This is a genomic window from Mycobacterium sp., from assembly GCF_036490025.1.
In the GTDB taxonomy this organism is placed as follows: domain Bacteria; phylum Actinomycetota; class Actinomycetes; order Mycobacteriales; family Mycobacteriaceae; genus Mycobacterium.
Window position 1 is genome coordinate 17,916 of sequence record NZ_DASXEP010000047.1, and the last position, 21,220, is coordinate 39,135.

Genomic DNA, 21,220 nt, shown 5'->3' on the forward strand with positions numbered 1-21,220 from the left:
ATCTATCCCGGGCATCCGGCAACCAGGAGTTTGAGCACCCGGTCGTTGCCGCGGTCAGCGACATAGACGTTGCCGTCCTTATCCACCGCCAGCTGCAGTGGTGTGTTGAGACCGTTGAGCGGCAATGGAGTTGGAGCATTCGATCCGGGTGCCAGCTTGAGCACCTGATTGTTGTCGTGCTCGCTGACGTACAGGTTGCCGGAGCCGTCCACGACGACGCCCCAGGGCACCGTGATCCCGGTCATTGGCAGGACTGTCTGATCGTTGGAGCCGGCCGCCAGCTTCAGCACCCTGTTGTTGTCGGTGTCGGTGACATACACGTCGCCGGCACTGTCCACCGCAACGCCATCGGGATTGTCGAGACCGGTGAACGGAAGCACGGTCGGGGTATTGGTGTCGGCCGGCAATTTCACCACCCGGTCGTTGCCCCGGTCAGCGACATAGACATTGTTGGCACTGTCGACCGCGATACCTTCGGGATAGCTGAGGCCGGTGAACGGCAGCGGCGTCTGGTTGTTCGAACCGGCAGCCATCTTCACAACGCGATGGTTGAAGTCGGTGACATACACCGCACCCGCCGAGTCGACGGCCACGCCTTGCGGTTGATAGAGCCCCGTGAACGGGAGGACGGTCGGGGTATCCGAGCCGGGGGCCAGCTTCACCACTCGGCCGTACATGCCCTGATTGGTGACGTACACCGCGCCGGCGGAATCCACCGCGACCGCGCCGGGCGAGAGCCGGAAGTTGAGCCCGTTGAACGGCAGCACGTTTTGCCCGCAGGATTCGGCCGCCGCTCCGGAGTGCCGCGGCCGCTCCACATATCCGAAGACGGCGATGAGCAGTACCGCGACGGCACCGATGATCAACCACCATTTGCGTCTGTCGCGACGCTGCGTCGAACTGGGACTGAAGTCGGGATGCGCGCCGGACGGGTGCCCGGTGGACGGTGGGCCGGGGTGAGACCCCCAACCGCCGGCACCGGCGGGCGGGGCAGACCAACCGCGGGCACCGGCTCCGGCCGCTGCCGGACGAGCCATGGTGTGAGCGTTGGCAGCGACCTCGCCGTGCTGCAGAATGCTTGCAGCCTGATGCTGCTCGGGTTCCGTCAGTGCGTTCAGGGCCGCGTTGGCCAGGTCACCGGCACTGCTGTAACGGTCCTCCGGATTTTTGGCCATGCCTTTGGCAATCACCTGATCGAGGGCCGCCGGCACCTTCCCGGGTCGTAACTGGCTGGGCCGCGGGGCAGGCTCCATCAGGTGGGCGGCGACCAACCGTTCGATGCTGTCGGCCCGAAACGGCGGTGCCCCGATCAAACACTCGCCCAACACACAGGCCAGTGAATAGATGTCGGCGCGATAGGTGACCTCGTTATCGCTGAACCGCTCGGGGGCCATGTACCTGTACGTTCCCATCGCCATTCCGGCCTGGGTCAACCCGGGATCGGCGTCGGCGCGGGCGATACCGAAGTCCAGCAGATAGGCGAAATCGTCGCCGGTGATCAAGATGTTCTCCGGCTTCACGTCGCGGTGCGTCACTCCGCCGGCATGCGCGGCGTCCAGCGCGGCGGCGACCTGACGCACGATGGCCACCGCCCGCGGCGGACTCATCGGCCCGGTCCGTTTCAGCACGCCGGCCAAGTTGGGGCCTTCGATCAGGCGCATGTCCAGATACAGTTGCCCGTTGATCTCGCCGTAGTCGTGGATGGGCACGACGTGCGGCTCGGTCAACCGCCCTGCGGCCCCGGCCTCGCGTTGCATCCGGGCACGAAACGTCGGGTCGTCCGAAAAGTCCGGCGAGATCAGTTTGAGCGCCACCACCCGACCCTTACGGGTGTCCTCGGCCTCGTAGACCTCGCCCATCCCGCCGCGTCCCAGCAGTCGCATCAGCCGGTAGGGCCCGAACCATGACCCCACCCGTGCACCCGGTTGACTGTTGCTCACCGTCGACGCTCCATCAGGAAATACTGTTCACGGCTGCTGACAATTTCGACTCAAACGAGCTCGGCATAGGAATGTATCCGTATTGGTCCAAGCCATCTTGCCCGGCGCCGATGGTGGCTTGCATGAACGCTTTTACCGCTGCACCGGTCGCGCCATCCGGGTACTTCGAGCAGACGATCTCGTAGGTAGCGAGCACGATCGGATAGGCGCCGGCCTGAGATGGCTTGTAGAACGACGACGTGTCGACCACCAGATCGTTGCCCTCTCCCGCGAACTTCGCCCCGGCGATCGTCTTGCCGACCGAGTCAGTAGTAATCGTCACCGGATCCGGACCGGCTGACGTCACGATCTGGGCCATGCTCAGCTGGTGACCGACCGCGAAAGACCATTCGTTGTAGGTGATCGATCCATTGGTGGATCGCAGTGCGGCCGATGTGCCCTCGTTCCCGGTGGCGCCCTGGCCGACGCCGCCGGCGAATGTCTCGTCGGTGCCTTTGCCCCAGGCCCCGTCGGACGCCCCATCGAGATACTTCTGGAAGTTGTACGTAGTGCCCGACTTGTCGTCGCGAAACACCACGTTGATCGGCGTTGCGGGGAGCTTGGCGTCGGCGTTGAGCGCCTTGATGGCCGGATCATTCCAGGTGGTGATGTTGCCGTTGAAGATCCTCGCGGCGGTCGGGCCGTCGAGATTCAGGGTGCTCACGCCATCGAGGTTGAAGGTGACCGCGATCGGGCCGAACACCGCGGGCAGGTCCCAGGCGGGCGACCCGCAACGCTGTTGCGCCCGGTCGGGGTCGCCCTTCGCCGGATCGAGCGGTTTGTCGGAGCCCGCCAGATCGGTTTCGTTGCCGATGAACTGCTGCACTCCGGCGCCCGAGCCATTCGCCTTGTAGTCCAAGGTGTAACCGGGGCAGGCGCGGATGTAGGCATAGACGAACTGCTCGATCGCATTGGTCTGGGCAGTCGAACCGCTGGCCTGGAGCTTCTTCTTACCGCCGCAGTCGACGGGCACCGGTGACGGTCCGGATGATCCCGACGAGGACGAGGTGCTGCTGTTGCTGCTGCATGCCGATAGCACCAGCACGCCGACGACCAGCAGGCTCAGCGCCGCGGTACATCGGGTGACCTTCACAGAGCTCCTTTAAATCTCGGTTTATCGGCCGCAGAATTAGCCTACCGTTAATAGCAAACAGCCCTGAGCTTAATAAAAGATGAATGCCAGCTTTGTGTCGGCTTTGCGTGCCGCGTGTTTAATGGGCGCTTGCGTCCACATCGGACAGAAATTTCAGCAAAAGCGCGTTGGTGTCGGCCGGCTGCTCGAGCTGGGGGCAGTGGCCGGCGGCCTCGATGACGGCCGATCGGCCCTGCGGGAGTTGGTCGGCGATTTCCTTCGCCCAGCCGGCCGGCAGCAATTTGTCGCAGGCGCCCTCGACCACCAGCGTCGGAACCGCGACGCGCTCATACGCCCGTTTGCTCGACGGGGCCGGTGGCGGTGCCGCGCCGGGGCGCCGGAAGCGGGCCGCGGCGAGCGCCTCCCACGCGCCGGGGGCAATGCTGGATTGGTAACGGCGCCCGACGTAGCCCTCGTCGGCCGGATACTTCGGATCACAGAAGAGCGCCTCGACGATCCGGCGCATCGCCGGAACGGTGGCGTCGTAGTCGTAGAGCGCCTCCATGTGCTGGTTGCGCTGGATTTCGCCGCCGCCGCAGATGGCCACCAAGCTGCGCATCGGAAGCAGGGGCGAATCCGAGGTGGCGTCGACGAGCAAGTTGATCGCGCCCATCGAGTTGCCGACGAAATGCGTCGAGGCGACGCCGAGCTCGTTGCAGAACCGGGCGATGTGGCGGGTGCGCATCCGCCGGCCGTCGTTAAAGTCGACGACCTTGGCCGACTGCCCGAAGCCCAGCATATCGGGCGCCAGTACTCGATACCGCTCAGCGAGTGCGGGTATCGTTTGTTCCCAGCTGATTTCGGCGCTGACGCCGAATTCGCCGCCGTGCAGCAGGATCACCGGGTCACCGTGGCCGGCCTCCAGGTAGCTGGTGAGAAGACCGTCAATCACCGCGGTTCTGCGCTGAATCTCCACGGCCGGCTGCTACTTGATCGCAATGGGGTTCACCGGGGAACCCACCGCGCCAACGAATCTCAACGGCGGCGCGATGAGCTGAAACTCATACACCCCGTCGGCCGCGCAGTCCGCCGCCAGCGCGGTGAGATCCCAGTACTCACCCAGCATCAGGCCCATATCGCGCAGGCACAGCATGTGCATCGGCAGGAACGTTCCCTGGACCCCGGATATCGGGTCTTCCACCATGAGGTTGTCTGCGGCCACCGCCGCGATGTCGTGATCGTGCAGCCAGGACGCACACTGCCAGTCCAGTCCGGAGCCAGGTTCGCCGCCGTTCCCCGTCTCTAAAAACCTTGCCCACCAACCGGTTCGGATCACCACGATGTCGCCGGAACCGACCGTGACGCCCTGCGCCCGAGCGACGTCGTCGAGTTCGGCCGGGGTGATCGGGTTGCCGAGTTCGAGAAATGTCTCCACACCGCGATGACGCACGACGTCCAGCAGCACCCCGCGCGAGGTGATCCCCTTCCCGTCGACCTTGTCGATGCCGCAGTGGACTGCGCCGAGGCTGGTTACCGAGGCGGCCGGAAAGCCGTTGTACAGCTGTTCTTCGTAGTAGACATGTGCGAGCGCGTCCCACTGCGTGGCGGCCTGCAACGGCATGACGACCATGTCGTCGTTGAAGCGAAATAGATCGTCCTGGAAGTACTTGCCCAGTTCCTGCGCACCCGGGTTGGCGGCCCAGCCCGGCCCGAATCGAGGCAGCGAGTGCGCATCGCCGCCGTCCACCGTCATCACGTGAATCGGATTGTGCCGGAACTTGAATGATCCCTGCGGACCCGACGACCCGAAGTCCACGCCCAGCGGAAAGACTTTGCCGTGCTTGACCAGACCGGCCGCTTGCGCGATCTTGTCCGCGGTGATGAAGTTCAGCGTCCCGAGTTCGTCGGTATCACCCCAGCGGCCCCAGTTGGACACCTCGCCGGCGACCCGCCGGAAGTCGGTCAGGCTGGCCACAGTGCTCGCCCCTCTTCGAGTTCGCGCGCGGTCGCGGCGCCGATATTGCCACCGTCGACCCACAGTACTTGGCCCGAAATATAACTGGCAGCTTGGCTATTCAGGAACACCAGAACTGCAGCCTGTTCCTCAGGACTGGAGACCCGCCCCAACGGTTTGGGGATGTCGTCGAGATAGTCCTGGCCGTAGGCGTCGCGCAACTGGTCGAGAATCGGCGTCTCGGTGACACCGGGCCCGGTGCAGTTGATCCGAATACCTCGGCCACCGAGTGCTGTGGTCTTGCTCATGGTGTAGAGGATGATCGCTTCTTTGGACAACCGGTAGCCCCCGTCGGCCAGGGCGTCGGGATGGCGGTGACACCAGTCGATGCCCTCGGACATCGTGCGGGTGTTCAGCAGCCCGCCGACAACCTGCTGATGCTCTCGATACCCCTTCGCCGCAAGCGAAGAGACACTCACGACGGATGAGCCGGCGGACATCTTCTCCAATAGCGCTTCGGTGGCGTGCCGCAAGCCGAGGAAGTTGATGGTGAGGACCTGCAACGGATCGCCGATTCCGGACGAGACGCCGGCGATGTTGAACAGCGCATCGACCTGCCCGCCGACCGCGCCCACGGCGCGATCGATCGATGCCGGGTCCGTCAGGTCGGCGAAATGAAACTCCGCGACGTCGCCGCTCGGCGGTTGCTTGTCCAACCCGACGGCGTGAGCGCCCAGCTCGGTGAGCTGCCGGACGACGTGCGCCCCGATGCCCGACGCACACCCGGTGACCAACGCGCGGCGACCGTCATACCGCCACAACTCCTCGGTTTGTCCCAACGACTGCTACTTCTTCTCGTCTTTGAGACGCTGCGCCGACTGGACGCGGCCCTCGTTGATCTCCGCCATCGCCTCGGGAATCTCACTCGCGGTGAACTTTCCGCCACGACCGGTGGGCAGGCCACCGAACGAGTAGTTCTCGTCGAACTTCGGCGCGGTCGACCCGGGCCGGCGCGCCTCGATCTTTTCGATCACCGGCGCCAACCGCTTCGCCTTCTCGGCCACCGCCTTCTGGTCGCGTTCGATGAACTCCGGCAGCACGTCTTTGCCCATCAGCTCAATGGATTCCATGGTGCCTTCGTGGCTGCGCGGGTTGAGCAGCAGGATGATCTCGTCGACGCCGCTCTCCTCGTAACCGCGCAGGAACTCGCGAACCGTGGCCGGCGAGCCGATCGCCCCACGGCCCGGACCGTAAGCCAGCGTCGGATCCTTCTCGCATTCTTCGAGATAGCGCTTCCACACGCCGGTACGTCCCGGTGTGTGAACGCCGGTCATGTAGTAGTGCATGATCCCGAACGAGAAGAACCCGCCGCCCATCCCGAGCCGCTGCACGGCCTGCTCATCAGTCTTGGCCACCATCATCGACAGGTCACCACCGATGGCAAGGATGTTCGGGTTGATCGCGGGGATGACTGGCACTCCGCTCTCCTCGAGCTCCTTGTAGTAGCTGTTCACCCGCTCGGTCAGCGGACCCGGGCCGGTGTAGGCGAAACTCAGCGCTCCGATGCACTTTTGGGCGGCCATCTGTACCGAGGCCGGCCGCGTGCAGGCAACCCATACCGGCGGGTGTGGCTTCTGCAGCGGCTTGGGAACAACGTTGCGAGCCGGCATTTCGATGTGGTCGCCCTTGAATCCGGTGAAGGGCTCTTCGATCATGCAGCGGATCGACACTTCCAGCGCCTCTTCCCACTGCGCCCGCTTGTCGGCGGGGTCGATGTTGAAACCGCCGAGTTCTCCGATCGAGGACGATTCCCCGGTGCCGAATTCCACTCGGCCGTCGGAAATCAGGTCCAAGGTGGCGATGCGCTCGGCGACCCGGGCGGGGTGGTTGACCGCGGGTGGCAGGTGCATGATGCCGAAGCCGAGCCGGATGTCCTTGGTCCGCTGACTGGCCGCAGCCAGGAACATCTCCGGCGCGGTGGAGTGACAGTACTCCTCCAGGAAGTGGTGTTCGGTGAGCCAGACCGTGGAAAAGCCGGCCTTGTCGGCCGCCTCGACCTCGTCGAGGCATTCCTTGAGCAGGATGTGCTCATCATCGGGCTGCCAAGGCCGGGGCAGGGCGAATTCGTAGAACAGTGAGATTTTCAACTGGTACCTCCCGGAACAATTGACGGAGTTGAGCTTTCGCTGACAAGGTGTTTGGCGGCGACGTAGCCGAAAGTCATGGCAGGACCGATGGTCGCGCCGGCGCCGGCGTAGCTGCGGCCCATGACCGCTGCCGTGGCGTTGCCCACGGCGTACAGGCCGCGCACGACGGTGTCGTCGGCGCGCAGCACTCGTGCGTATTCATCGGTGCGCAGACCACCCGAGGTGCCCAGGTCACCCAGAACCATCCGGAATGCGTAGTAGGGCGGCTTACCCAGCGGATGCAGGTTGGGGTTGGGCAGGGTGGGGTCTCCGTAGTAGTTGTCGTAAACGCTGTCACCCCGGTTGAAGTCGTCGTCGTGGCCCTTGTGCGCCAGCTCGTTGAAACGTGCTGCGGTGCTTTGTAGTTGGGCCGTTGGGACCCCTATCTTGGTCGCGAGTTCATCCCAGCTCTTCGCGGCCTTCACCACGCCGGACTCCAGCCAGGCTTTGGGGATCTTCCGTCCGGTAGGGACCGGCGCCAGGGGGATCTTCGGTATCGGCAGATGGCCCGCGACCACGTATCGCAGGAATGATCTGTGGTCGGTGATGAGCCAGCACGGAATGTGGGTGACACCCGATTTCTGGCCCTCGATCATCGCGTGGCCGAAGTCCATGTAGGGCGCCGCCTCGTTGATGAACCGCTTTCCGTCGCCGTTGACGATGAACTGCGATGGCATCATGCGCTCGTTGAGCATGAACTGCATCCGGCCATCGGGCCATTGGATGGCCGGAAACCACCACGCCTCGTCGAGCAGGTCGGCGGCAGCACCGACCTGCTGGCCGGCCCTGATGCCGTCGCCGGTGGCCGCCGGGTTTCCGAAGCTCCAGTCCTGATCCACCACGGGCTGGTGCTCTTTGCGCCACGCCAGGTCGTGGTCGAAGCCACCGGTGGCCACGATGACGCCACGCGTCGCGCAGATGCGCCGCGGTACACCGTCTTTCACGACCACCGCACCGCTCACCGATCCGTCGTCGCCGGTGATCAGCTGGGACATCGGCGCGTTCAGCCACAGCGGGACGCCCCGGTCCCGCATCGCCAACCGCATTCGCGCGACCAGTGACTGGCCGATGGCCGCCATCCGGTCACCGAAGACGCGTGCCCTGACCATCCGCCACACGAGTTTTACCAGGACGCCCTTGCCGGCCCATGACTGGCGCACTTGATAGAACGACCGAAGCTCTTTGGGCCCGAGCCAGATTCCGCGCGGCGCCAGCGCCAGCGGCGCCAGCAGGTGTTGCGCTTCGTCGGCCAGTGTGCGCAGGTCGATCGGCGGCACGTTGATCGTGCTGCCCAGTTCGGAGCCGCCGGGCAATTCTGGGTAGTAGTCGGCATAGCCGGGTTTCCAGACGAACTCGAACCACGGGCTCAGCTTCTCCAGGAACTCCATCATCGCCGGCGCCGAGTCGACGTACTGCCGAATTCGCGCCTCGCTGACCAAGCCGTCGGTAATGCTCCGCAGGTAATCGACCACGCCGTCGGGCGGCGGCGTGTAGCCGGCCCGTCGTTGCGCTGGTGCGCCCGGCACCCAGATTCCGCCGCCGGACAGTGCGGTGGAACCGCCGAAGTGGCCGGACTTTTCGATGACCAGCGTCGTCAGGCCGGCGGCGTGGGCGGCCAATGCTGCCGTCATACCGCCGCCTCCCGAACCGATGACCAAGACGTCGACAGCGTGATCGAACGAGTCGGGCGTGCCGGGTGTCATGGCGCGGGTACCGCCGTTCTGACCGCGAAGCCGGCAATCAACTCGGGAGCCGGCTTGTAGTAGCGCACCTTGGTCTGGTAGGGCCCGACGGCGGCCAGTGCCGCGAAAGCCGCTACCCAGGTGCGTATTTCGTGAGCGGAGTTGCCGCCCTCGCCGGCGATGAACGCGTTTGACCACTTGTCCAGATCGTCGAGTCGGCCGCCGTCGAGGATCTCGAGGAATTGACGATCGAACTCCGGGTTGAGGGGCTGAAATTCACTCTGTCCGCCGGCGAAACTCCGGGCCGCATCCATCACCGCGGTCTGCCGCGCGGACCGTTGCTCGGGTGTCATCCGCCGGCCATGCACGATGCGCTCCGCTGCCGCCGCGGTCGCGGTCGCCAACGTCGGCACCGGCGGATCATGCGACAGTCCACCGGATCCCACCAGAAGAACGCGCTTGTCCAGCGTGGCCAGATAACTGCCGACCGCAGTGCCCAGCGTCCGGCAACGGTGTAACGGCCCCAGCGGCGTCGCGACCGAATTGATGAAGATGGGGATCACCGGGCGCGCCGTGGCGTCACCGAACAATTTCTCCAGCGGTTGAACGGTGCCGTGATCGACGTCCATCTTTGCCGATATGGCGATGTCCACGCCGGCGGACAGCACGGCCTTCGCGCAGGCGACCGCAACGGATTCCGGAACGTCAAGGGGCCCTTCATGAGTGCCGTAGTCGCCGACGCCCTGCGCCTCGGTGCCGATGCAGAAGGGCGGCATCAGCTTGTAGAAGAAGCCGTTGTAGTGATCGGGGGCAAAGATGACGACGATCTCCGGATCGAAGTCTTCGACGAAGTCCCGTGCCTGCGTGAGCGCGCTGTCAATGTCATCAAGGAGGTCCTGCGACGGTCCTGGCAGGTTGAGCAGTGGGCTGTGGGACATACAGCACAGGGCTAGCGGCACGGTTTCCTCCCGGTGTCAAGGTGAGGACGTCGAAGATCGAGGCGCTCAACTCGGGGGCGAGCTGAGCGATACACGCGCCCGCGATGCAACGATCGGGGCGCAGGAACAGCACGGATTCCTGGTGAACGTCGAACCAGGCTTTCAGCTGGCCCGCCCGGTCACCGACGACGACGATGTCGGGATCGTCGTCGCCGTCCCAGTGCAGCTGGGTCAGGGGCCGCACCGCAACGAGCTTTGCACCCAGGGCCTGCCAGTCGGCAAACACTTTGGCGCCGAGGATGTCCCGCGGATTGTTGTTCCAGCACACCACGGCGAACCAGCCGCCGATGACGTCGTCGAACAGGACGTTCTGCTGCTCTCGGGTGTCCACGCGGGGTTGGACGAACAGTGTCCCGACGGGCGAGTCGGCCCGCCGCGGCTCGGGGTGCACGACGGCCCCCTGCTCGTATCGCGGCATCGGCTTGAACCGCATTTCGAGCACATATCGTTTGAGCGAGGGCACAATTGACGCAGATCGCACCAGCAGGTCGCGAGCCGCGGCGACTCGCCGGTTGGTCGGCGAGATGACGCGGCCCACCATGGTCGACAGGTCGATCATCGCCCGGGCGTGCTTGCGACGCTCGGCGTCGTAGGTGTCGAGCAACGCGTCCTCGGCGTAGCCGTTCACCACGGCGGCAAGCTTCCAGCCCAGATTCGCGGCATCGCGGATACCGCTGTTGTAGCCCTGCCCCTGCCACACCGGCATCAGGTGAGCGGCATCGCCGGCGAGCAGCAGGCGGCCCTGACGGAATGCGCCGGCGATCCGCGAGTGATGGGTGTAGAGCCGATGGCGAATCACGTCGACGCGGTCGGGATGCGGCACCATCGACGACAGCATCCGGGTGAGAAAAGCGGGGTCTTCGGCCTGCTCGTCGGTCTCGTCGGCGTGAATCATGAACTCGAAACGGCGAATCCCGTGCGCGATCGAGATCGAGGCGTAGGGGCGCGCCGGGTCGGCGCCGACCTCGCTGTTGGGATGCCCGAGCGGATCGTTGGCGATGTCGACGACCAGCCAGCGGGTCGGCGAGGTGGTGCCGTCGAACGACACCCCCATCAGCCGCCTGGTGGTGCTTCGGCCACCGTCGCAGCCGATGACGTAGCGGGTCTGTACGTCTTTTCGCCCGTCTTCGCCGTCGAACTCCACCGTGACCGCGTCAGCCGTCTCGGTGTACGACGTCATGGGCCGGTCCCACGCCACGTCGACGTGCTCGAATCTCTCCAGCCCGCGCAGCAACTCGGCGTCGACCAGGGGCTGGACGAAGCCGTTGCGTTTGGGCCAGCCGAAACACGCGTCGGGCGGGGCCATTTCGGCAAGCACTCGGCGCTTGGCGTCGACAAATCGCAGGATCTGGTTGGGCACAGTGTGCGGAAGAACGTGGTCGACAAGCCCGATGGTCTGGAAGGTGCGCAGGGACTCGTCGTCCAGTCCGACGCCACGGGGATAATCGATCAGCGTGTCGCGTTCCTCGACAACCAGAGTGCTGACTCCTTGCAGGCCAAGGATATTGGCCAGGGTCAGACCGACCGGGCCAGCGCCGACGACAACGACGTCGACATCCACATCCTGGACGTCCTCCCCTTGGGCCATCGTCAACGACCCAGCAGGAAGTCGATATGCAGGCGATCGAACGTCTTGGTGTCCTCGTACTGCGGCCAGTGGCCACAGCCGGACATCACCTCGAAACGTGCGCCGGGGATCATCGAGGCGATCCGGCGGCCCTCGGTCACGTCGGCGGTCGGGTCATCGCTGGTCCACACCACCAATGTCGGCGCGTTGATCGACCCATAGTCGCCTGCGCCCAGTAGGTTACGGGCGCGGATCTCGGGATCTTGCAACGCCACGATGTCGCGCATCGCGGAGACGAAACCCGGTTGGCGATACACCCGTTGGCGACTGGCCACCAGGTCGTCGTAATCTTTGGACTTGTCAGCCATCAGCCATTTGATCCGCGCTTGCACGGTTTCCCAGGTCGGGTTTTCGGCGGCCGCCATCGACAGCGTGATGATCCGCTTCATCACCTCGGGGTCGGCCTGCGAGCCGCCGGCAGTGTTGAGCACCAGTCGGTCGACTTTGTCGGGATGGCCGACGGCGGCGCGGGATACCACCCAGCCGCCGAGTGATTCACCGGACAGGTGGGCGCGCTCGACGCCGATGGCATCCAGGAAGGCCAGCAGATGGTCGACATAGTGGCGGATTTCCAGCGGGTGACCCGGCTTGTCGGTATAGCCGTGGCCCAGCATGTCGATCGACCACGTCGAGAAATGCTCGGCGTGCGCTTCCAGGTTCCGGACGTACGCCTCGGCGTGACCACCGGAGCCGTGCAACAGGATCAGTGCCGGCTTACTCGGATCGCCGGCATGAAGGTAGCGGGTTCGCACACCGCCGGCGTCCAAGTAACCCTGCACGAACGGAACGCCCTGCAGATCACTCCACACGCTCTCGTGCTCGGCCACCGATTCCTCGCTGTCTAGTTCCGGCGGAAATTTGGTTCTCGTTTCCCGTCAACGATGTGTGCTAAAATCGCACATCCATGTGCACTATGTATAGAGCATCACTCTCTGCAGCCTGTCTGTCAAGCAAGATCGCGGGCCGCTGACATGCCCGATGTCCCGACGACTCGGACTGCCGCGGCGCCCGGCTCGCAAACACTGGCCCGGGGCCTCACTGCTCTGCAGTTGGTGGCCGATGCTCCCGCGGGGATGACGGTGCAGCAGGTCGCCGACGGCGTCGGTGTGCATCGAACTATCGCCTACCGCCTGCTTGCGACGCTCGCCCAGTTCCGATGTGTCGCCAAGGGTGACGACGGCCGCTACCGGCCGGCCGCGGGGCTGGCGCTGCTCGGTGCGTCGTTCGACCGCAATATGCGCCAGCTGAGCGTGCCGATACTGCGGGCGCTGGCCGACGATCTGGGCACCACTGTGTCGCTGCTCGTGGCCGAGGGCGACCAGCAGGTGGCCATCGCGGTCATCGTCCCCACCCAAGTCCCCTACCAACTGGCGTTTCACGAAGGCAGCCGTTACCCGCTCGACCGGGGTGCGGCGGGCATCGCGCTGCTGGCGAGCATGCCCCCACGCCCGGACGAACGCGATCTGGTCGCCAGCGCCCGCGACCAGGGCTGGGTGATCACCCACGGCGAGATCGAGCCGAACACCTACGGTCTGGCGGTCGCGGTGCACCGCGACCCGCCGTCACCGCCCGCATGCATCAACCTGATCTCACACCGCGAAGACGTGGTGATGCGGGGCAAGGACGCAGTTGTCAAGGCAGCCAAGGAATTATCGGCGATCCTCAACTGACTCGAGCAGAAAGGAATCAGCGCATATGCCGTCTTGGGGCGATGAAGTCGATGTCGTTGTGCTCGGCAGCGGCGCAGCCGCGCTGGCGGCCGCGCTGACCACCGTCGCCAACGGCGCCTCGGTTGCGGTCTACGAAAAAGCCGCGACCGTCGGTGGCACCACCGCGGTCTCGGGCGGCGTGGTCTGGATCCCTGCGCACAACCGCTCTCCCGACGGCGAATTGACGGTCGAAGACGCGCTCAGCTATCTGCGCGCGCAATCGTTCGGGTCGATGGACGATGCACTCGTCGACACATTCGTGCGGAGCGGCCCGGCGATGCTGGACTTCATCGAGGCGCACAGCAGTTTGCGCTTCGAAATCGCCACCGGCTTCCCGGATTACAAACCAGAGCTGCCCGGCGGCCAGCCCGGCGGCGGCCGCTCGCTGACCGCGGCACCATTCGATCTGAAGTACCTCGGCGGCTGGCGTGATCGCATCACCGCGTTCCCGCAGGACTGGTCCAACGTTGGATTCGACGCCGAAACCCGCGCTCGGCTGCACGCCGGGGCCGACGAGAACGCTGACCTGTGCGTGGCTGGCACCGCGCTGATCGCCGGACTGCTCAAAGGGCTGCTCGATGCCGGCGTCACCCCGCAGACCGACGCCCGCGCCGAGGAACTCATCGCCGAAGACGGCAAGATCGTCGGAGTGCGGATCGCTTGCGGCGGTGGCCAGTTGGACGTGCATGCTCGTGATGGTGTCATCATGGGCACCGGCGGCTTCGAATGGGCTCCCGGTTTGGTCAACGCCTTTCTGCGCGGCCCGATGCACGGCGCCGTCTCGCCACCGAATAACACCGGCGACGGACTGCGGATGATGATGGCCCACGGCGCCGACCTGGCCAACATGGGCGAGGCATGGTGGGTGCCGATCGTGCAGATCCCTGGCGACACGATCGACGGGAAACCACGCAGCCGCAGCGTCCGGCTGGAACGAACTCGCCCGCGCAGCATTATCATCAACCGCGCCGGGCGGCGATTCGTCAACGAGGCGTGCGATTACAACTCGATGGCCGGCGCCTTCCACTACCTCGACCCGCGAGACGGCTACATCAACGACCCGGCGTGGATCGTGTTCGATTCACAACACCTCAAGCGTTACGGGTTCTTGGGTGTCGACCCCGGCGGGTCGGTTCCGGACTGGTTCTGCGAATCGGCGAATCTCAGTGAGCTGGCCGCCAAAACCGGCATCGCCCTCGACGGACTCAACCGCACCATCGATGCCTGGAACCACAACGTCGGTGCGGGTTCTGATCCCGACTTCGGTCGTGGCTCAAGCGCCTACGACGGCTACTGGGGCGACGACCACGCCACCACGCCGGCCGGCAAGACGCTCGGGCCCGTCGACACCGGGCCGTTCTACGCGGTCCCGGTGTCGGTCGGTGCGATGGGAACCAAGGGCGGGCCCCGCACCGACCGCGACGGGCGCGTGCTGCATGTCAGTGGCGCGCCGATACCGGGTCTGTTCGCCGCCGGCAACGCGATGGGCGGGGTGACCGGACGGGCCTATGGCGGTGCCGGCGGAACCATCGGTCCGGCAATGGTTTTCGGCTACCGCGCCGGCTATGCCGCGGCGACCGGCAAGTCGGTCGATTAGCTGACGCCCTGACGTCAACGCTCGGCGAGCGCTTTGGCGAGATCGATTGTGCCCGTTTGAATCGCGGCGACCACCCCGCCGTCGACCAACAGATCCGTGCCGGTCACGAACGCAGCGGACGGCCCGAGCAGAAACTCGGTGGCGGCGGCGATGTCCTCGGGTGTGCCCATCCGCCGCAGACCGGAGTTGTCTACCATCGCTCTCATCAGCCCACCGGATTCGCTGGCCAGCTCCAATCGTCCCATCGCTGTCGAGATGACACCGGGGCTGATGGAGTTGATCCGGGCGCCCCGCTCACCCCAGGTCCCAGCTGCGGCGGCGACCCGGATTTGATTGGCCCGCTTAGCAAATGGATACGCCATCTGGCTGCTGGTGATCCTCGAGCACGCCTCGAGGCCGAGCAGTTCTTCGGCGCGCGCACTGGCCAGTTGCCGTTCGACTGCTGAATCAAGGGGGGGCTGCAGGTGGCCAGCCATGCTGGCGATGACCACGCCGGCCCCGCCTGGTTCGATCACCCGGCCGAACTCGTCGATGCTGAGCGCGACGCCCAGCAGGTCGACGGCCAGAATCGCCTCGGCAGACGCCTGTTGGGGCGAAAGTCCGGCGGTGTGAACGATACTGGTGACTCGCCCGGCTGCCTGAGCCGTATCGGCGACCGCGGCCACCGAACTGCGGGAGGTGATGTCAATTTCCTGGGTCAGCACGTGATGGCCGTCTTCGGTGAGGGCACCCGCCGCGGCGCTCAGCCCCGCGGCGTTGATGTCGGCCAGCACGATGGTGCGACCGGCTCCGACCCGGCGGGCAACCGACACCCCCATCCCGCCGACACCGATGATGACCAGAACTTCGTTGTTCGTTGATCTCGATGACATGCATCTCCCTGGGCCAGGTTGTCGCCGATGGGCCGATCGGCACGGGGTCAGACGGCCGGCCGGAGCGGCCGCGGCGATACGAGAATACTATTCTCTCAGTCCGCGAGTGTGAGTGGTCGACGAGGGAAATCGCTGAGTGCGTTGAATCCGGCCAGCCCAGACCACATCTGAGCCGGCGCAGCGGCCGGCTAGTTCTTCCCGGCCGCCAGCTTCGCCGCGATCGAGCGGAAGTCCTCGGTCTGGAAAGACTGGTTTTCCGCCGACAGGGCGTAGTCGATGGTGGCCAGCACCGCGCGCTCGAGGTGCACGTTGAGCACGCGCTTGGTGCTTTCGACCGCCTGCTGCGGCAGCTCGAGAATCTTCGTCGCAGCCTGTACCGCCGCGGCCAGTGGATCGGCCACCACATGGTTGGCCAGGCCGAGTTCGACGGCCCGCTGGGCCGAGATTCGGGCGCCGGTCAGCGCGTACTCCTTGGCCAGCAGCAGGCTGATGTGCAGTGGCCAGGTCAGCGGTCCGCCGTCCGCGGCGACCAAGCCGACCTGCACGTGCGGATCGGCCAGATAAGCATCCTCGGCGATGTAGACGATGTCGCTCAACGCGACCAGGCTGCAGCCCAACCCGACGGCCGGCCCGTTGACCGCGGCCAGCACCGGAACGCGGCAGCGAGCCATGCCCAGCACGATCTCGCGCCCCTCGGCGATGGTCTTCGCCCGCAGTTTGGCGTCACCTGCCAACTCGTTGAGGTAGACGAAGTCGCCACCGGCCGAAAAGGCCCGTCCCGCACCGGTTATCACCGCCGCACGGGCACTTTGGTCGTCGCTCATCCGCTGCCACAGCTTCGCCAGCCCGTGATGCAGATCGTCGTTGACCGAGTTGAGCGAATCGGGCCGGTTCAGCGTGATGATCCGTAGCGGCCCGTCGGCCTGAACGTCGATCTCAGTGGGCATGTCGTACACGTCAGGCTCCTTTGATGGTCGTGACCCGCTTCACCCGGGCTCCGCCCGCGTTCGCGATCACTCCTCCTTTTTATGGTCGTGACCCGCTTCACCCGGCTCCGCCCGCGTTCGCGATCACTCCTACAATCCCAATATTCGTGAGGCGATGATGTTCTTCTGGATCTGCGACGTACCACCCATGACGCTTTGCGCGCGGCTGTACAGATAGGCGTTCAGCAGGGTTGGGTCGTCGATGCCGGAGACCGCCAGCGCGGCGTGGCCGACCGACTGTTCGACCCAGGTCATCAGCAGCTTGTCCAACGATCCGTCTGACGTATGCGTCACGCCGTCGAGTTGTTCGGACAGCCGTCGCCGGACGTGGTGCGTGAGCATCTCGGTCTGCACTGCGGCCCAAGCTAATTCGGGAGGTGCCGGACCGTCGGTGCGGGCGGCCAGCTCACGCACGAGCTTGCCGTAGCGGGCCGCGTAACCCAGTGTCGAGGGTTCGCGTTCGTGACCGACCACCGTCATCGCGAGCGGCCACCCTTCACCGGGCGAACCGACCATGTGCTGGGCAGGCACCGTCGCGCCGTCGAAGAACACCTGTCCGAATTCGGTGGTCACGCCGTTGATCATTTGCAGTGGACGTTGCTGTACGCCAGGCTGTTTCATCGAAATGATGAATGCCGAAATTCCCCTGTGCCGCTTGGCCTCCGGATCGGTGCGGGCCAACAGCAGACACCAGTCCGCGACGTCGGAGTAGCTGGTCCATATTTTATGGCCCTGGATGACGTAGTTGTCACCGTCGCGGGTGGCGGTGGTCGTCAGCGACGCGAGGTCGGAGCCCGAGCCCGGTTCGCTGAAACCCTGGCACCATCGCTCGGTGCCGTTGATCATGCCGGGCAGGAACCGGCGACACAGCTGCTGACTCCCGTGTCGGGTCAGGCCGGAGACCAGATAGCCCAGGCTGGGTCGCGGCGGAGCGGCCGCCCGCGCAAGCTCCTCATCGAGAATGACGTCGTACACCGGCGGCAGATCCTGGCCGCCGTACTCCCGCGGCCAGGACAGCCCGAAGAAGCCGCCCTCGTACAGCGCTCGGTGCCACTGGCCCTGTCGAGCCCAATACTCGTCGCCCGAGCTGGGAAATTCTTTGGCATGCAACGAAAGCCAGGACCGGAGCCGATCCCGGAAGGCGGCCTCGTCGGCCGAATCACGGAAGTCCAACGTTGATCTCCTCCAGCTTGACGGGCCACAGTTGGGTCGATGTCAGCGCACGGCGCAGATAAACGTGCGCCAGGCATTCCCAGGTGTTGCCGATACCTCCGTGCACCTGAATCGCGGTCTCGCAGACGGTCCGCGCGGCGCGCGCGCAGTAGACCTTCGCGACCCGACCGGCCCGGATCGCCTCGGCCGGGCCCAGCTCGTCGACCGCCCAGGCCGCGTGCCGCAGCGCGCTCACCGAGCCCTCGATCAGGGCAAGGCTTTCGGCCAGCAGGTGCGCGACGGCTTGATACGAGCCGATCGACTTGCCGTACTGCTCACGGATTTTGGCGTAGTCACATGCCAGGGTATGCGCACCGCGGGCCGTGCCAACCAGGTCCGCCGACGTCGTGGCGAGCGCGAGCGCCAGCCAGCGCTGGGCGGCGCCGGAGTCCAGATCGCCTACCGTAGTTGCTGTTCCGGTGCCATCGGCCGAGGATCTGGTCAAGTCGACGGCGTCGCGGGCATCGCCGACGTCGACGACCGACACCGACGTGCCGTCCAACCTCAATGCGCGCCCGAATCCTCGCGCGTCGATCGCATGCGCGCCGACCGCGATGGTCGACCTTGAGCCGTCGTCGCCCACGTGCCGGGCCAGGTCGTCGGCCAGCACCGGCCCGAGGAACGGGGCATCCACCAATCCGCGGCCAAACTCTTCGGCGACGATGGCCACTTCGACCCCGGAGGCACCGTCGGACCGCAGTGATCGCCAGCCTGTCTGCTCGATCTGCTTGTCGAGCCTGGCGATTCGTCCGTCGTCGGCGAGATCCTGTACCGATCCCGGTCCGATATCGTCGGAAAGCTTCGCGGCTGCGTCGCGCAATTGTTGTTGTTCAGCTGTCAGACGTACATCCATGACGCTCCTTGAGAACTCGGCGTAGCACCTTCCCGGAAGGCAGCCGAGGTATTTCGGGCACGAACACGACACGGCTCAGACGTTTGTAGGACGCGAGCCGCTCAGCCACCCGGGCGGTGAGCTCGGCGGCGTCGACGGGCTTGCGCGTCGCGACGGCAGCCACGACCGACTCCCCGTCTGCACCATCCGGGATGCCGAACACCGCGCAATCTTCGACGGCGGGATGACCGTGCAGCACGGCCTCGATTTCGGCGGGCGCGACCTGAAAGCCGCGCACCTTGATCATCTCCTTGGACCGGTCGGTAATCCGCAGCCAGCCGCCGGCGTCCAGATAGCCGACGTCGCCGGTCCGATACCAGCCGTCGCACAACACATCCCGCGTCGCCTCAGACGGCAGGTAACCGGCCATCAGCGACTCCGACCGCGCCTGTATCTCACCGATCTGACCGGGGCCGACCGGCTCACCGGTCTGCAACGACGCCACCCGCACCTGCACGCCCGGCACCGGACGGCCGACCGAGTCGAGCCGGGCGCCGCCGACCGGGTTGCAGGCGATGACCGGCAACTCGGTGGTCCCGTACGCGGGAACCCACCCGACGCCGGTGCGCCGGGTGACGGTCTCGGCGACGCTCGCGCTGACCGGCGTCGCTCCCCACATGATGAACCGCAACGACGAGAGGTCGTAGGACTCCAGGTGCGGATGCGAGGCGATGGCCAAAGCAATTGGCGCGACAGCCATCTCGACGGTGATTCGATCATCCTGGATGTGTTGCAGCATGCGGTCGACGTCGAATCGGCGATGCAGGCGCAGCCATACCCCGGTCTGTAATGCCGTCACGATATTGAGCAAACCGAGGATGTGCGACGGTGGCGTGGCGATCTGAATGCGGTCGCGGTCGGTCAGACCCATCGCGCCGCGCCAGTGCTTGACCGCTGCCTGCAGCGAATTATGGGTGTGCCGAACCGCTTTCGGCAGACCAGTCGTCCCCGAGCTGAACGCCAACACGGCATCGGCGTGCGGTGGCGCCTGGTTGAACTCCGGCTCACCGGCAGCGATGGGCTCGTCGAGGTGCAGCATCGGCATGAGATCCGACAGCACGTCGTGGTCGCCGACCGCGTGCGACGGGCTGGTCAACCCCAGCGCGTGCTCGACCTCGTGCCGCTTCCACGCCGGGCTGATCAGCACGACGACCGCGGCCAGCCGCCAGATCGCTTTCAGCGCGACAACAAATTCCGGGCGGTTCGACGCCATCAACGCAACGCGCCCGCCGGCCATCACACCCCGGCCACGCAAGGTTGCCGCCAGGCCGTCCGCCAACGCGTCGAGCTGCGGCAGCGTGTAGTGCCGCTCCTCGAAGGCAAACGCGGACGCGGACGCTGAGAACATTTGAGAACATCCTATCGGTTTGAGAGAATAGTATTCTCTGAACGGAAGAACGCAAGTGTGGAAGGTGCAGGGATGGCGGACCGCCACGTGTTCCAACAGGCCACGGTGACCCGGATCATCAAGGAGGCCGCCGACACCCGCAGCTACCTGCTCGCCCCGCAGGACCAGCCGTTTTCCTATCGCGCCGGCCAGTTCTGCACGTTCCGGATCAACGTCGAGGGTGAGGACGTGTACCGCTCGTATTCGATGTCGAGCGCACCAGAGACCGACACCGAGCTGATGACCACCGTCAAGCGGGTTACCGGCGGCAAGGTGTCGAATTGGATCATCGACAACGTCGTCGAAGGCGACGAGCTGACCATGACCGGGGCGGCGGGAACCTTCGTTTTGACTTCGGCAGCGGTGCCCTTGCTCGCCTTCGCCGGCGGCAGCGGCGTCACCCCGATCCTGTCGCTGGCCAAGAGCGCCCTGGCAAGCACGGACCGGCCGGTGCGCATCCTGTGCGCCGACCGCGACCAGGAATCGGTCATCTTCGAGACGGTGATCGACGATCTGGTCGCGCGGTACCCGGGCCGGCTCTCTGTGGACCGTCACATCGACGCCGAGCACGGACTGCTGGACTCGGCCGCCGTCGAGAAGTTCGTCGGCGCGGATACCGGCGCCGACTGCTACGTGTGCGGGCCCGAAGGATTCATGGCCGTGGTGCGATCAGCGCTGCCGGCCGGCGCGAACGTCCTCGTCGAAGACTTCGACGCGTCACCTCCGGTCAAGACGCCCGCACCCGCGGCCGCCGAGAGCGGCGCTGAGCAGGGCGGCACGGTGACCATCAAGCTGGAGCGCAAGAAGGCGTCGGTGCCACGGGTCGCCGGGGAGACGCTGCTGGAGAGCGCACGACGGGCGGGCCTGTCGCCACCGTTCAGCTGCGAAGCCGGTAACTGCGGCACCTGCATGGCCAAACTCGTCGAGGGCGCCGCCACGATGCGCACCAACGACGTGCTCGAGGACGACGAGATCGCCGACGGCTACATCCTGACCTGCCAGGCCGTGCCGGACACCCCGTCGGTCCTGGTGGAGTACGAGTAGCGCTGCACGGCAGCACTTTCCGC

General features: G+C 65.6%; 18 protein-coding genes. 3 read left to right on the forward strand and 15 right to left on the reverse strand.

Annotation, left to right across the window (positions count from 1 at the left end; genetic code table 11):
* Window positions 1–2: 2 nt before the first annotated feature.
* The 10 genes from VGG53_RS05530 to VGG53_RS05575 form a co-directional block, all read right to left on the reverse strand.
* Window positions 3–1,940: a serine/threonine-protein kinase PknD gene (locus VGG53_RS05530; RefSeq protein WP_331516982.1), complete on the reverse strand. Its 1,938-nt coding sequence runs from the start codon at window positions 1,938–1,940 to the stop codon at window positions 3–5.
* Between the two features lie 13 nt (window positions 1,941–1,953).
* Window positions 1,954–3,072 (reverse strand): phosphate ABC transporter substrate-binding protein PstS, encoded by a 1,119-nt coding sequence (pstS, locus tag VGG53_RS05535; protein WP_331516983.1) that lies wholly within the window; start codon window positions 3,070–3,072, stop codon window positions 1,954–1,956.
* A gap of 118 nt (window positions 3,073–3,190) precedes the next feature.
* Entirely contained in the window at window positions 3,191–4,027 is an 837-nt protein-coding gene (locus tag VGG53_RS05540) for an alpha/beta fold hydrolase (RefSeq protein WP_331516984.1), read from the reverse strand.
* Window positions 4,028–4,036: 9 nt separating this feature from the next.
* Window positions 4,037–5,026 carry a cyclase family protein gene (locus VGG53_RS05545; protein ID WP_331516985.1) on the reverse strand — a complete coding sequence of 330 codons (990 nt, stop codon included), beginning with the start codon at window positions 5,024–5,026 and terminating at the stop codon, window positions 4,037–4,039.
* Window positions 5,014–5,844: a coniferyl-alcohol dehydrogenase gene (locus VGG53_RS05550; RefSeq protein WP_331516986.1), complete on the reverse strand. Its 831-nt coding sequence runs from the start codon at window positions 5,842–5,844 to the stop codon at window positions 5,014–5,016. Before VGG53_RS05550 ends, VGG53_RS05545 begins: the two co-directional genes overlap by 13 nt.
* Before the next feature lie 6 nt (window positions 5,845–5,850).
* Window positions 5,851–7,152, reverse strand: a complete 1,302-nt coding sequence (locus VGG53_RS05555; RefSeq protein WP_331516987.1) for an LLM class flavin-dependent oxidoreductase — start codon at window positions 7,150–7,152, stop codon at window positions 5,851–5,853.
* Window positions 7,149–8,894: an FAD-binding protein gene (locus VGG53_RS05560; RefSeq protein WP_331516988.1), complete on the reverse strand. Its 1,746-nt coding sequence runs from the start codon at window positions 8,892–8,894 to the stop codon at window positions 7,149–7,151. The genes VGG53_RS05555 and VGG53_RS05560 overlap by 4 nt, the downstream gene beginning before the upstream one ends.
* Complete coding sequence (locus VGG53_RS05565) at window positions 8,891–9,811, reverse strand: 3-carboxyethylcatechol 2,3-dioxygenase (protein ID WP_331516989.1); 921 nt, start codon at window positions 9,809–9,811, stop codon at window positions 8,891–8,893. Before VGG53_RS05565 ends, VGG53_RS05560 begins: the two co-directional genes overlap by 4 nt.
* Window positions 9,759–11,459: a bifunctional 3-(3-hydroxy-phenyl)propionate/3-hydroxycinnamic acid hydroxylase gene (locus VGG53_RS05570; protein WP_331516990.1), complete on the reverse strand. Its 1,701-nt coding sequence runs from the start codon at window positions 11,457–11,459 to the stop codon at window positions 9,759–9,761. Before VGG53_RS05570 ends, VGG53_RS05565 begins: the two co-directional genes overlap by 53 nt.
* Before the next feature lie 2 nt (window positions 11,460–11,461).
* A complete protein-coding gene (locus tag VGG53_RS05575; RefSeq protein ID WP_331516991.1) occupies window positions 11,462–12,325 on the reverse strand; it encodes an alpha/beta hydrolase in 864 nt (287 codons plus the stop codon).
* Between the two features lie 144 nt (window positions 12,326–12,469).
* Between VGG53_RS05575 and VGG53_RS05580 the strand changes: the two genes are divergently transcribed.
* Together VGG53_RS05580 and VGG53_RS05585 are read left to right on the forward strand one after the other, a co-directional pair.
* Window positions 12,470–13,168 carry an IclR family transcriptional regulator gene (locus tag VGG53_RS05580; RefSeq protein ID WP_331516992.1) on the forward strand — a complete coding sequence of 233 codons (699 nt, stop codon included), beginning with the start codon at window positions 12,470–12,472 and terminating at the stop codon, window positions 13,166–13,168.
* Between the two features lie 25 nt (window positions 13,169–13,193).
* The gene (locus VGG53_RS05585) at window positions 13,194–14,804 is read left to right on the forward strand and encodes an FAD-binding protein (protein WP_331516993.1); all 1,611 of its coding nucleotides are present in this window, start codon (window positions 13,194–13,196) and stop codon (window positions 14,802–14,804) included.
* A gap of 14 nt (window positions 14,805–14,818) precedes the next feature.
* Here the strand turns inward: VGG53_RS05585 and VGG53_RS05590 are convergent, their stop codons facing one another.
* The 5 genes from VGG53_RS05590 to VGG53_RS05610 form a co-directional block, all read right to left on the reverse strand.
* Window positions 14,819–15,676, reverse strand: a complete 858-nt coding sequence (locus VGG53_RS05590) for an SDR family oxidoreductase (RefSeq protein ID WP_331516994.1) — start codon at window positions 15,674–15,676, stop codon at window positions 14,819–14,821.
* A 188-nt stretch (window positions 15,677–15,864) separates the two neighbouring features.
* Complete coding sequence (locus VGG53_RS05595; protein WP_331516995.1) at window positions 15,865–16,632, reverse strand: enoyl-CoA hydratase/isomerase family protein; 768 nt, start codon at window positions 16,630–16,632, stop codon at window positions 15,865–15,867.
* A gap of 120 nt (window positions 16,633–16,752) precedes the next feature.
* Entirely contained in the window at window positions 16,753–17,835 is a 1,083-nt protein-coding gene (locus VGG53_RS05600) for an acyl-CoA dehydrogenase family protein (RefSeq protein ID WP_331516996.1), read from the reverse strand.
* A complete protein-coding gene (locus VGG53_RS05605) occupies window positions 17,822–18,727 on the reverse strand; it encodes an acyl-CoA dehydrogenase family protein (protein ID WP_331516997.1) in 906 nt (301 codons plus the stop codon). Before VGG53_RS05605 ends, VGG53_RS05600 begins: the two co-directional genes overlap by 14 nt.
* The gene (locus VGG53_RS05610) at window positions 18,705–20,114 is read right to left on the reverse strand and encodes a class I adenylate-forming enzyme family protein (protein ID WP_331516998.1); all 1,410 of its coding nucleotides are present in this window, start codon (window positions 20,112–20,114) and stop codon (window positions 18,705–18,707) included. Before VGG53_RS05610 ends, VGG53_RS05605 begins: the two co-directional genes overlap by 23 nt.
* A gap of 72 nt (window positions 20,115–20,186) precedes the next feature.
* On the opposite strand from VGG53_RS05610, the gene VGG53_RS05615 reads away from it, so the two are divergent.
* Window positions 20,187–21,197 (forward strand): ferredoxin--NADP reductase, encoded by a 1,011-nt coding sequence (locus tag VGG53_RS05615; RefSeq protein ID WP_331516999.1) that lies wholly within the window; start codon window positions 20,187–20,189, stop codon window positions 21,195–21,197.
* Window positions 21,198–21,220 lie beyond the last annotated feature (23 nt).

What these genes read in the sequence shown, in the direction of transcription:
- VGG53_RS05560 (WP_331516988.1), bottom strand. Translation starts at nt 8,894, where the DNA reads ATGACACCCGGCACGCCCGACTCGTTCGATCACGCTGTCGACGTCTTG.
- VGG53_RS05565 (WP_331516989.1), bottom strand. Translation starts at nt 9,811, where the DNA reads ATGTCCCACAGCCCACTGCTCAACCTGCCAGGACCGTCGCAGGACCTC.
- VGG53_RS05570 (WP_331516990.1), bottom strand. Translation starts at nt 11,459, where the DNA reads ATGGCCCAAGGGGAGGACGTCCAGGATGTGGATGTCGACGTCGTTGTC.
- VGG53_RS05580 (WP_331516992.1), top strand. Translation starts at nt 12,470, where the DNA reads ATGCCCGATGTCCCGACGACTCGGACTGCCGCGGCGCCCGGCTCGCAA.
- VGG53_RS05585 (WP_331516993.1), top strand. Translation starts at nt 13,194, where the DNA reads ATGCCGTCTTGGGGCGATGAAGTCGATGTCGTTGTGCTCGGCAGCGGC.
- VGG53_RS05590 (WP_331516994.1), bottom strand. Translation starts at nt 15,676, where the DNA reads ATGTCATCGAGATCAACGAACAACGAAGTTCTGGTCATCATCGGTGTC.
- VGG53_RS05605 (WP_331516997.1), bottom strand. Translation starts at nt 18,727, where the DNA reads ATGGATGTACGTCTGACAGCTGAACAACAACAATTGCGCGACGCAGCC.
- VGG53_RS05610 (WP_331516998.1), bottom strand. Translation starts at nt 20,114, where the DNA reads ATGTTCTCAGCGTCCGCGTCCGCGTTTGCCTTCGAGGAGCGGCACTAC.
- VGG53_RS05615 (WP_331516999.1), top strand. Translation starts at nt 20,187, where the DNA reads ATGGCGGACCGCCACGTGTTCCAACAGGCCACGGTGACCCGGATCATC.